At 71.8% G+C, this 2,174-nt stretch carries 3 protein-coding genes; all 3 read right to left on the bottom strand.

Annotation, left to right across the window (positions count from 1 at the left end):
- On the bottom strand, positions 1-727 hold a 727-nt coding region (locus tag AB0M20_RS39620; protein WP_364306218.1), incomplete at its 3' end, for a CU044_5270 family protein.
- Positions 724-1,287, bottom strand: coding sequence for an RNA polymerase sigma factor (locus AB0M20_RS39615; protein WP_364306216.1), 564 nt, complete (start codon positions 1,285-1,287; stop codon positions 724-726). The genes AB0M20_RS39620 and AB0M20_RS39615, both read right to left, overlap by 4 nt.
- 102 nt (positions 1,288-1,389) lie before the next feature.
- Positions 1,390-2,055 (bottom strand): ABC transporter ATP-binding protein, encoded by a 666-nt coding sequence (locus AB0M20_RS39610; protein ID WP_364306214.1) that lies wholly within the window; start codon positions 2,053-2,055, stop codon positions 1,390-1,392.
- Positions 2,056-2,174: the final 119 nt, after the last annotated feature.

Genomic DNA, 2,174 nt, shown 5'->3' with positions numbered 1-2,174 from the left:
GGATGCGGCTCGCCGCCTCGAAGAGCGCCGACCGGACCGCGGGAGCGAGGTACGCCTCGCGGATCAGGTCGCCCGCGGCGGTGAACGCGTCCTGGTCCGGCGGGTTCTTCGTGCCGCCCTGCCGGTACAGATACCTGACCATGGCGCCGGGATCGGCCGGCAGATCCCGGCGGTAGCCCGGCGTCGCCGCGCAGGGCACCTCGACGGACCGGGTGCCCTTGCGCACCGACATCACGCCGTCCTCGCAGCCGGGTATCGGCTGCGTGCCGGCGTCGCCGGAGCCCTCTCGCCGCCGGGATCGAAGCAGGCCGTCGCGGGTGCCGTCGACTGAGAGCCAGATCTCGCGCCGCCGCGATTCCAGGGTCACCGCACCCTCCCCGCTCGCGTTCATGCTCGCCGACGTCGCGATCGACTCGACGTACACGAACTGGTCGTCGCGTACCGGCACGGCCGGCTGCTGCCGCGCCCGCGCCGCCGCGCCGCGCAGGATCTCCGCCGCCTGCGCGGAAGCGGCCGGCGGGCGGTCGCCGACCTCGACGACCTGACCGGCCAGCACCACGCCGGTCGCCACCGCGGCCAGCGTGCCGGCCGCGATCAGCCGCGGCGTCCAGCGGTTCCGTCGCACCCTGGTGGTGGCCATCACGCGCCGGCGCAGGTCGGCCGGAGGCAGCGCCGATGGCGGGTCCAGCCGCTCGCCGAGCTCGGCGAGCCGGGTCATCTCGTTCATGGCGTCCTCTCGATGTCCTGAAGCGCCGCTCTGAGTTGCTGCCGGGCGCGGTGCAGCCGGGATCGGACCGTGCCGATCTTGATGTGCAGGGACTGCGCGACCTCCTCGTAGCTCAGGTCGCCCCAGGCGATGAGCAGCAGGACGTCGCGTTCGACCGGTCTGATCCGGCTCAGGGCCACGGCGAGGGCGCCGCGCACCGCCTGCGCGGCGACCGCGGAGTCGACCCGGTCGGTGAACTCCTCGACGTCGTCGCCGGCGCCGGCCCGCCCGAGCGCCCGGTACCGCGCCTCCTCGGCGCGGTGCCGCTTCGAGATCTCCCTGGTCAGGATGCCGAAGAGCCACGGCCGGGCGTCGGAGCGGGAGAGGTCGTAGCCGCCCCGCTTGCGGAACGCCACCACGAACGCGTCCGCCACCACGTCCTCGGCCGACCCCGACGGCCCGAGCCGGCGGTACGCGTACCGGTACAACGTGGCGCAGTAACGGTCATAGAGCAGCCCGAATCGGTCGGGTTCGTGCCGGGACGCCGCGATGATGGCGTCGTCGCTCAGTTCCTGGTCCATGACCGCCGTCATGTGCCTCCCCGTTCTGGGTACGTGCGGGACACCCATGTCTCTCCCGCGGCCCCCATCCGAGTTCCCGCTCCTCCCACGCCGGGCCGGCGGTCACTCCGGGAGTAACCGGCCGTCGCGCAGGCGGAGCACCCGGTCGCAGCGGTCGGCGACCTGCTGCTCGTGCGTCGCCACCACGATCGTCATGCCGCGCAGGCCGAGCAGCAGGTCGAGGATCTCGCCGCTGGTCGCCGAGTCCAGGTTGCCGGTCGGCTCGTCGGCCAGCAGCAGCGACGGCTCACCCATCAGCGCCCGGGCGATGCCCACCCGCTGCTGCTGACCGCCGGAGAGCTGGGACGGCAGCGCCGACTCGCGGCCCGCCAGGCCGACGGCGGCGAGCAGCTCGCGCGCCCGTGCCCGCTTGTCGTAGGCGACCCGGAACGGCTGCACCGGCGCGATCACGTTGTCCTCGGCGGTCAGGGCCGGCAGCAGGTGGTAGCGCTGGAAGACGAAGCCGATCGACCGGCGGTAGGCGGCCAGGCCGCGGCGGCCGAGCGCGGTGATCGCCGTGCCGCCGACGACGATCTCGCCGGCGTCGGCGCGTTCGATCGCGCCGAGCAGGTGCAGCAGGGTCGACTTGCCGCTGCCGCTGCTCCCGGTCAGGGCGACGACGCTGCCGCCGGCGATCGTCAGGGAGACGTCGTCGACCGCGACGATCCGGCCGTCGCCCGACCCGAACGCCTTGGTGAGCCCGCCCACCGAGATCTCCGCGGCGGTCATTTTCACTCCTGCGCCAGCAGGGCGGTGAAAAATTAGAACAAACAAATTCCTTATAAACCTTATCATCTCAACCTATATTAAGATTTTACCTAGTTGAATCTTCTTTTCTATATAAAGCG

Source organism: Actinoplanes sp. NPDC051633, assembly GCF_040681735.1.
Taxonomy (GTDB): Bacteria; Actinomycetota; Actinomycetes; order Mycobacteriales; family Micromonosporaceae; genus Actinoplanes.
Note: the sequence above shows the minus strand (reverse complement) of the source record. Positions and strands in the feature narration are given on the sequence as shown.

Coding starts and splice junctions, on each gene's coding strand:
- AB0M20_RS39615 (WP_364306216.1), bottom strand. CDS start 1,287: ATGGACCAGGAACTGAGCGACGACGCCATCATCGCGGCGTCCCGGCAC.
- AB0M20_RS39610 (WP_364306214.1), bottom strand. CDS start 2,055: ATGACCGCCGCGGAGATCTCGGTGGGCGGGCTCACCAAGGCGTTCGGG.